Raw genomic sequence first — 7126 nt, forward strand, 5'->3', positions numbered from 1 at the left:
CCCGGGGAGCCCGACGAACCGGCGGAAACGGCGGCCCCGGGCGATCCTGCGGCCCCGGGAGCCCCGCACGATCCGGCAGATCCGGAGACCCCCGCCGACCCGGCCGCCGACGGCGCTCCGGAGAGGCCTCCAGGCCCGCCCTGGCTCGGTACCTGCCGGGAGGGAGGGCCTCCGGCCGCCGCGCCGCCGCCGTTGCCCAGCGGATCGTCCCGACTGTCACCGCTCATCGCGGAAGCCCCCGTACGCACGCTCAGACCCGAATGTCGGCCAAGCCTGCCACAGCGCGCGGGCACGCCGAGGCGTCGCGTCCACTTACCACTCGTCCGGGGCGACTTCGCGTATCCGGGCGTAACCGCTCACACGTTCGTGCCGTGATCATCGGCCGCCCGGACCACGAGAAGCACAGCCGTACGAAAACGGCCGGGGCCTCCTACCGGGAGCGCAGGCCCTCCAGGAGGATGTCGAGGAGCCGGGCCGAGGCCGCCGCCTGCTGCACCGCGTCCGGCAGGGCCGGCGCGGCGGTGGCGATGACGAGGAGGACGTCCGCCACGGTCACGTCCGCCCGCAGCTCACCCGCCTCACGCGCCCGGTCGACCAACCGCCCGACGACCTCCAGGAGCTCCGAGGCCCCCGCGTCGTCCCGCTCGTCGGCCGGCACCCCGCGCGGCGCGACCACGCGCGCGTCGGTCTGCTCGGCGCCACCCCGCTGGTACGGCACCCGGGCGGCCTCGTCCACGTCGTCCGCGAGGAGCGGCGCCCCGGACTCGTCCACGCCCACCCGCAGCACCTGCGGCGGCAGGAGGCGCCCCGCACCCGAGGCCACCGAGGTCCGCAGGAACCGGGAGAGCGCCGACCACGGCTCCTCCTCCTGGCCCAGCGCGGCCCGCGCCTGCTCGGTCAGCCGGGAGGTCTCCTCCTCGGCTATCCGCCGCACCAGCACGTCCTTGCTGGGGAAGCGGCGGTAGACGGTGCCGACGCCGACCCGGGCGCGGCGCGCCACGTCCTCCATCGGAGCCCCGTAGCCGAGCTCGCCGAACACCTCGCGGGCGGCCCGCAGCACGTGCTCCAGATTGCGCTGGGCGTCCACCCGCAGCGGCACGGACCTGCCGCCCGCCACCGGAACCCCGCCCCGCGCCTCGGCCGTCCCGGGGACGTGCCCGTCGACGACGGTCGCCGTACCGGAGCCCGACTGCCACCGTGAATCCTGAATCTGCATAAGCGTTCCCCCGCTCATGATGTCTCCCCCCGGAGACTCCCCGCCCTGACACGGGGCTCCGGCGGGCGAGCGCTTCGGTCCACGCGCGCGCCCGATCCGACACCCCGACGAGGTACGAACATAGTTGAGTCGGGGTCAATTCAGAAGGGGGAGTTCCGTACGGTGCGCCCCCCGATCGGAGCAAGGCCCGGAAGGCTCCCGATTCCGACCCCTCTTCGAACCGGCCCCACCCGCCGTGACCTGCGTGCTCATCCCCGCATGCCCGTCGTGCGCCACCCCGCGCCTCCGTACCCCTCCGGTCACACAATTTGCCGGGCCTGTGGACAAACCACGGACGGCGGTGCGTCATGGGACAGTGACCGAACCTGCGCGCATTCTCGTGATCGGCGGTGGATACGTCGGCATGTACACCGCGCTGCGCCTCCAGCGGCAGCTCAGGCCGGAGCTCGGAGACGGCACCGCCGAGATCGTGGTGGTCACCCCCGAGCCGTACATGACGTACCAGCCGTTCCTGCCGGAGGCCGCGGCCGGCTCCATCTCCCCGCGCCACGTCGTCGTGCCGCTCCGCCGGGTCCTGGACCGCTGCCGCATCGTCATCGGCGAGGTCCGCTCCGTCGACCACGCCAGGCGCACCGTGACCCTCTCCACCCTCGCCACCGAGGAGGAGGGCGCCGGCACCGTCGACATGACGTACGACGAGCTGGTCATCGCGCCGGGCTCCGTCTCCCGCACCCTCCCGGTCCCCGGCCTCGCCGACCACGGCATCGGCTTCAAGACCGTCGAGGAGGCCATCGGCCTGCGCAACCACGTCATCGAGCAGATGGACATCGCCTCCTCCACCCGCGATCCCGCCATCCGCGACGCCGCCCTCACCTTCGTCTTCGTCGGCGGCGGCTACGCGGGCGTGGAGGCCCTCGCCGAGCTGGAGGACATGGCCCGCTACACCGCGCGCTACTACCACAACGTCAAGCCAGAGGACCTGCGCTGGGTCCTCGTCGAGGCCTCCGACCGGATCCTCCCCGAGGTCGGCGAGGAGATGGGCCGCTACGCCGTCCGCGAGCTGCGCGCCCGGAACATCGACGTCCGCCTGCGGACCCGCCTCGAGACCTGCGAGGACCGGGTCGCCGTCCTCAGCGACGGCACCCGCCTGCCCACCCGCACGGTCGTCTGGACCGCCGGCGTGAAGCCCGCTCCCCTCCTCGCCGCCACCGACCTGCCGCTGGACGAACGCGGAAGGCTCCGCTGCACCGCCCGGCTCACCGTCGACGGCGCCGCGCACGCCTGGGCGGCCGGCGACGCCGCCGCCGTCCCCGACGTGACGGCGAAGGAACCGGGCAAGGAGTGCGCGCCCAACGCCCAGCACGCCGTCCGCCAGGCCAAGGTGCTCGCCGAGAACATCGCGGCTTCCCTGCGCGGGCAGCCGCTCAAGGAGTACGCGCACGCGTACGTGGGCTCCGTCGCCTCCCTGGGCCTCCACAAGGGCGTCGCCCACGTCTACGGACGCAAGCTCAAGGGATATCCGGCCTGGTTCATGCACCGCGCCTACCACCTCAGCCGGGTGCCCACCTTCAACCGCAAGGCCCGGGTCCTCGCCGAATGGACCCTGTCCGGCCTGTTCAAACGGGAGATCGTCTCCCTCGGCTCGCTGGAACACCCCAGGGCAGAATTCGAACTCGCCGCCGCTCCACCCCCCGGCGACCACGACAAGCCACGGTCCTGACATCACTGTCAGTGCACTCGTCCACACTGGACGTGTGACCATAGGTGGGCTCACACCTGCACAGCGTGACTCTGCACGGCACCGACACCACGAGGCATACACATCCGTGAACTTCACCCGTTGGAGCGCCCGGCTCCCCGGCACGCAGCGCCGCGCGGCGCGGGGGCCCGAAGGCTCCGTGCCCGCCGCCCGCGGTGAGTACGGTCAGCAGTTGGAGCAGCTCACCGACAGCGCTGCGGAGACCGCCGACGTCCCCGCCCTGGAGGACTTCTCCGTACGGGAGCTGCTCGGCCGCCTCCCCGGCCTCGTCGCGCTCGTGCACGGCCCCGAGCACCGCATCGCGTACGTGAACGACGCGTACGCCGCCGCCTTCGGCCCCCGCCCCGCCGGCGCCACCGTCGCCGACACCTGCCCGGAGGCCGAGGAGCTCGGCCTGCTGCCCCTCATGGACCAGGTGCTGCGCAGCGGCAAGCCCCGCACGGTCAAGTCCCGCCGCACCCGGGACGGCGGCTCGTACACGGTCACGTGCCTGCCCGTCGACAGCCCCCGCCTCGACGGCGGCGGAGTCCTCGTCCACGCCGCCGACGTCACCGACCACGCCGAGGCCGCCGAGCGGCTCCGGGCCAGCGAGCGCAGACACCGCGAGACCGCCGTCACCCTCCAGCGCTCCCTGCTCCCGCAGGAACTGGAGCAGCCCGACGACCTGCGGATCGCCGCCACCTACCAGCCCGGCGTCGCGGACGCGGCCGTCGGCGGCGACTGGTACGACGTGATCACCCTCGGCGCGGGGCGCACCGCGCTCGTCATCGGCGACGTGATGGGCCGGGGCGTGCGCGCCGCCGCCGTCATGGGCCAGCTCCGCACCGCCGTCCGGGCCTACGCGCGCCTGGACCTGCCCCCGCACGAGGTCCTCCAGCTCCTCGACGGCCTCGCCGCCGAGATCGACGCCAGCCAGATCGCCACCTGTGTGTACGCGATCCACGACCCCAGCGAGGGCAAGCTGGTGTACGCCTCCGCCGGCCACCTCCCGATCCTCGTACGGGACGAGGACGGCACCGTCCGCCGCGCCGAGGACCCGACCGGCCCGCCCCTGGGCACCGGCGGCTGGCTGCACGCCTCGGGCTCCATCCCCCTGCCGCCCGGCTCCACCGCCGTCCTCTACACGGACGGTCTCGTCGAGCGCCGCCGCGAGGACATCGACGAGGGCGTCGCCGCCCTGGCCCGGGCCCTGGCCGGCGCCGACGGCACCCCGCAGGTCGTCTGCGACCGACTCCTCCGCGCCCTCGGGGTCACCGCCGAGCACGACGACGACGTCGCCGTGCTGGTCGTCCAGCACCCCTCCCGCAAGGGCGCGGACGCCGAGCTCTTCCACAACGCCGCCCTGGAACTGCTCGGCGGGGTGGAGGCCGCCCCCCGCGCGCGTGCCTTCGCCTCCGGGGTCCTGTCGTCCTGGCGGTTCCCGGTCGAGCTGCGCGACCTGGGCGTCCTCGCCACCAGCGAGCTGGTGGCGAACTCCCTCCAGCACGGCACCCCGCCCATGCGCCTGCGCCTGCGCCGTACCGACCGGCGACTGATCATCGAGGTCACGGACGGCGACGACCACCTGCCGCGCCGCCGCAGGGCGGAAACGGAGGACGAGGCGGGTCGCGGAATCTCGATCATCGCGACGATCGCCTCGTCCTGGGGAAGCCGCCGCACGCCCGGCGGCGGCAAAGCGGTCTGGTGCGAGTTCGCCCTGCCGGACTGATCCGGACTAGGCGGTGGCGGTCTCGCTCTCGCGGACCGGCTCGTGCCGTGCGACCACCTTCGACGGCTTGAGGGCCAGTGACGGCTGGTCCTGCTCGGGAGTGAGCCGCCGGCCCAGCCGGACGGCCAGGAAGGTGATCCCGAGCGAGAAGAGCACGAAGGTCACGATGTACGGCCCGTGCAGCGCGGCCCCCATGGGCCCGCCCACGGCCGGACCGACGGCCAGCGCCAGCTGCTTCACCAGGGCGAAGGCCGAGTTGTACGACCCGACCATCGACTCCGGTGCCAGATCGGCCACCAGCGGCGCCACGGTCGGCGACAGCATCGCCTCACCGAGCCCGAAGAGGGCGTACGTGGAGACGAAGGCCGCCGTCGCCATGGCCTGGCTGCCGTGCCCGAGGCCCGCGTACCCGGCGATGAGCCAGGCCACGGCCCAGATCAGACCCACGGCCGCGATCACCCTGGTCCGCTTCCGGCGCTCGACGAACCGCAGCACCAGGAACTGGGCGACCACGATCACCGCCGTGTTGGCGGCGAGGGCCATCCCGAGCGTCGACGGCTCGATGCCGGCGGCCTCCGTGCCGTACGCGGCGAGACCCGACTCGAACTGCCCGTAGCAGGCGAAGAACAGCACGAAGCCGAGGACGCACAGCTGCACCATGGCCTTGTGCCCGAGCAGCGCGCGGACGCCACCGGCCTTCCCGCCCTCGGACGGACGGGTGTCCTGGAACGCGGGGGAGCCCGGCATCCGAACGGTCCCCACGACCGCGGCGAGCACGAGGAACATCGCCGCCTCGATCGAGAACAGCAGGATGAAGCTGCCCGGCCGGCTCGTGTCGACCAGCAGGCCGCCGATCAGGCCGCCGATGCCGAGCCCGAGGTTCTGCAGGAAGAACTGCATCGCGAAGGCCCGCGTGCGCCGGACCGGCTCCGAGCACCAGACGATCATCGTGGCGAGGGCCGGCTGGAGCACGGCCGTACCGGCACCGAGCAGCGCCGCAGCCCCCACGGCCGCCGGCACGCTGGAGGCGAAGCCCATCGCCACCGCGCCCGCCGCCGCCAGGACCGAGGCCACCAGCAGGACGGGCACGGGCCCGCGCCGGTCGATGGCCCGTCCGCTGAAGGGCAGCACCACCAGTGCGGCCATGGCGAAGACGGCCAGCACGATGCCCGCCGTGGCCGCGCCCAGATCCCGCACCTGTGCGACGTACACATAGAGGTACGGCACGGTGAAACCGAGTCCGAACGCGCTCAGCGCGCTACCTGCCTGAATCCGGCGCATCGCCGCGCCCCTCGCCTTGGTCACACTCACCCACTTCGGTCGCGGGTTCAGAGCTGTAGGCCTGAACCCTCAAGACTTCAATACTAAAGTTGAGGTCTTAACAGTACACACTGAAGGACTTCAATGCCAACGAGGCCGTGGGATACTCCCCGCATGTCCGACACCGCTCCCCAGGAGCCGAGCCTCGACGAGCAGATCGCCGCGTACCAGCGCGAGTACCGCGACCTCGACCCGCAGGTGGAGAAGGTCGTCTCCGCCCTCGGCCGGCTGAACCGCCGGATGAACGTGGCGTACGGTCGCCAGCTCGCCGACCTCGGCATCAGCAACGCCGAGTGGGAGGTCCTCAAGACCCTGGTCCTCTCCGGGGAGCCCTACCGCCTGGGCCCCGGCGAGCTCGCCAAGCGCCTGGGCCTCACCCCGGCCGCGATGACCCACCGCATCGACCGCATGGCCGGCGAGGGCCTGGTCACCCGCGACCGCGACGAGAACAACCGCGTCCGCGTGATCGTCGAGCTCACCGACGAGGGCCGCTCGAAGTGGCTGGAGGCCATGCACATGGCCACCGACTTCGAGGAGGACCTGCTCCAGGACCTCACGACGGAGGAGAAGGGCGTCCTCGGTGATGTCCTCATCCGTCTCCTCCGCCGCGTGGAGCTCACCCAGCCCGACGCCGGCGGCCGCCTGACGGACCTCGACTGACCCACCGGACAGGGATTGAACGGGGGACGAGCGGGGCATGAGGGAGGGTTGACACGCCCCTCCCGGATGCGTAGTGTTCTCCGAGTTGTCACGGAGCCGGAACGGTTCTTCGACAACCACTCACGCCGCTGATGCGGCACCTCTACTCAGCACGAACTCCCCACCGGGATGAATTTCGGCGTGCCGAAATTCATTTCGAAAGACTCGATTATGAGTCGCCGGGAAGAACCGCTAGAGTTTGAGACGTCGGAACGGCCCAACGGCCGGAAAGACAAATCCCGCCGACTGGGAATCGGACGCCGAAAGGATCTGATAGAGTCGGAATCGCCGGAAGGGCCCGGAGCGAAAGAGAACGGGACCGGAAAGCGCCGAGGAAATCGGGTCGGAAAGATCTGATAGAGTCGGAAACGAAGGAAGCGCCCGGAGGGCCCGGAGATCGGGACCGAAGGAAGCGTCCGCACCT

General features: G+C 72.1%; 5 protein-coding genes. 3 read left to right on the forward strand and 2 right to left on the reverse strand.

Features of this window, described 5'->3' with window-relative positions:
- Positions 1-430 precede the first annotated feature (430 nt).
- Positions 431-1216, reverse strand: coding sequence for a TetR/AcrR family transcriptional regulator (locus ACZ66Z_RS32665; protein ID WP_469939242.1), 786 nt, complete (start codon positions 1214-1216; stop codon positions 431-433).
- Positions 1217-1571: 355 nt separating this feature from the next.
- Between ACZ66Z_RS32665 and ACZ66Z_RS32670 the strand changes: the two genes are divergently transcribed.
- Positions 1572-2936, forward strand: coding sequence for an NAD(P)/FAD-dependent oxidoreductase (locus ACZ66Z_RS32670; RefSeq protein ID WP_469939244.1), 1365 nt, complete (start codon positions 1572-1574; stop codon positions 2934-2936).
- Positions 2937-3042: 106 nt separating this feature from the next.
- Positions 3043-4683 (forward strand): ATP-binding SpoIIE family protein phosphatase, encoded by a 1641-nt coding sequence (locus ACZ66Z_RS32675; RefSeq protein WP_469939246.1) that lies wholly within the window; start codon positions 3043-3045, stop codon positions 4681-4683.
- Between the two features lie 6 nt (positions 4684-4689).
- Here the strand turns inward: ACZ66Z_RS32675 and ACZ66Z_RS32680 are convergent, their stop codons facing one another.
- Positions 4690-5964, reverse strand: a complete 1275-nt coding sequence (locus ACZ66Z_RS32680; protein ID WP_469939247.1) for an MFS transporter — start codon at positions 5962-5964, stop codon at positions 4690-4692.
- Between the two features lie 153 nt (positions 5965-6117).
- On the opposite strand from ACZ66Z_RS32680, the gene ACZ66Z_RS32685 reads away from it, so the two are divergent.
- Positions 6118-6663 carry a MarR family winged helix-turn-helix transcriptional regulator gene (locus ACZ66Z_RS32685; RefSeq protein WP_469939248.1) on the forward strand — a complete coding sequence of 182 codons (546 nt, stop codon included), beginning with the start codon at positions 6118-6120 and terminating at the stop codon, positions 6661-6663.
- Positions 6664-7126: the final 463 nt, after the last annotated feature.

The organism is Streptomyces sp. NPDC107498, assembly GCF_055582805.1.